Source organism: Mesorhizobium sp. M7A.F.Ca.US.006.04.2.1 (assembly GCF_004022915.1).
Lineage (GTDB): Bacteria > Pseudomonadota > Alphaproteobacteria > Rhizobiales > Rhizobiaceae > Mesorhizobium > Mesorhizobium ciceri.
Window position 1 is genome coordinate 1 of sequence record NZ_RZQA01001024.1, and the last position, 1,968, is coordinate 1,968.

Annotated in this window: 2 protein-coding genes; both read left to right on the forward strand. The window is 65.7% G+C overall.

Features of this window, described 5'->3' with window-relative positions:
• A partial coding sequence (locus EN925_RS33670) for an ADP/ATP-dependent (S)-NAD(P)H-hydrate dehydratase (protein WP_245487404.1) occupies positions 1-625 on the forward strand: 625 nt, incomplete at its 5' end.
• Positions 622-1,968 (forward strand): hypothetical protein (locus tag EN925_RS33675; protein ID WP_128337262.1); only part of this gene is annotated, 1,347 nt, incomplete at its 3' end. The genes EN925_RS33670 and EN925_RS33675, both read left to right, overlap by 4 nt.

The following is a 1,968-nucleotide window of genomic DNA, read 5'->3' on the forward strand; positions in this document are numbered from 1 at the left end:
CCATCCCGGAGCGCTGGTGTTCGGACCGGGGCTTGGGCCAAAGCCCAAGGTCGGCGATTTCGCCCTGCAGCTGATCAAGGCTTTGGAGGAGGAAGCACGCGACGAGGCGACCGCGAACCACGCCAGTGCGATGGTTCTTGATGCCGACGCCATCACGTCGCTGGCCCATCAGCCTCAGGCGATGTTCGAAGCTGCCCGTCAGCCGAATGCGCCTGCCTTGATAGTCACGCCGCATGAGGGCGAATTCGGCCGCCTGTTCCCTGATATCGCCGGGGACAAAACCATGTCGAAATTGGACAAGGCGCGAACGGCCGCCGCGCGGGCCAACGCCGTCATCGTCTACAAGGGCGCCGACACGGTCATAGCAGCGCCCGATGGCAAAGCGGCGATCAACTCCAACGGTGCACCGTGGCTGGCCACAGCCGGGTCAGGCGACGTGCTGTCGGGCATCATTGCCGGTTTGCTGGCGCAAGGCATGCCGCCCTTCGAGGGCACCTGCGCGGCGGTGTGGTTGCATGCTGAGACCGGCAGCCGGTTCGGACCCGGTCTGATCGCCGAGGACCTGCCGTTGGCACTGGTGCCGGTGTTGCGCGACCTCTTCGACGCGCGCACGGCTGCCCAATGAGCCGCGCGCTCGTTCTGTTGCTTGCCACCCTCATCGCTGCCTTCATGGCGCCGACGGCGCGCGCCGAAGGTCCTGTGACGATCGTCGACGATCCGGCGGTGCTCGCCGCACTCGATGCCAGGGGTTTCGGTTTCGCCGATGTTTTCGGGGTCGACGGCGAGGGCGGTCTGAAGACGCTTTACGACGAGGCGCCGGCCTTTCACGCCATCGTCGAAACGGTTGCCTCCGATGTTGCGGCACTGCGTGCCGATATGAAAGCCGGCGGCCGGACGCTCTACGAAGTCACCGACGGCAATGTCGGCCGCATCATGGACATGCGCTGGCTGAAGACCGACGCTGCGCGCTTCCGGCTGGTCGGCGTCGTCAACCGGCTCGATCGTCGCGACTTCGCGGTGGTGCAAGGCGACAGGAGCTGCGGCGAGGTGCGCTTCATCTACCGCCTGGCCTACAGCTTTCGCAAAAACGGCAAGCTGCTGGCGTCGCGCCTGCCATTCAATTTCAATGCCGTCTACAGCGCCGCCCCCGACGCCGATGGCGGCTGCGTCGGTGTTGCCGGGCGCTGGACGCCACAGCTTGACGAGAGCGTCGATGCCGGCTGGCTGACCGGCGGGCCGCTGGAGAAGGCCGGGTTGACCTTCAAGCAGCTGGAGCTCAACGCACAGGTGGTGCGCTTCCCGTCCGGCCAGGAAACCGAGTTCGGCGGGCAGGCCGCCTATCTCATGCGGGTATTCGGCATCGATGGCGCTGCTATCAGCGAGAAGCCGCTGGAGAACACGCCCGACACCGCACGGCTCTCGCAGGACACGGCGCTGAAAGCACGGCTCGCCGCCTATGTCGGCGCCAATTTGCCGGCGGTCGATGAAGGTGTCTATGAAATCCCCGACGAGTTCCTGGCCAGGAAAATCATCTCGTGGTCGACCTTCGGCAGTGCACGGCAGGCCAATCATCCGTTTACGCAATTATTCCAGCCCACGGATTTCGCACCGCTCGATTATTCCGCGCTGAAACTGGTGCGCACGCCGGAAGCGCTGGTCGAGCGGCTGGACAATGGCGCCTGCCAGGGTTGCCATCAGGCCGGTTCGACGGCCGGTTTCCATTTCATCGGTCTAGACGACAAGACGACGTCGCCATTGAACCGCATCGAGGTCGGGATTTCGCCGCATCTTCACGCCGAGATTCCGCGCCGCCAGGCGTGGCTCGCCGCCACGGCCGAAGGCAAGCAGCCGAACCGCTTCCGTCCGCTCTCCTTTGCGCCGCCTGCGGCCTGGGCGGACGCCGGTGCGGTCGACTACGCGCCGGCCGAGATGGCAATGCCGTGCCTGATGCCGGAAGATGCGGCGCGG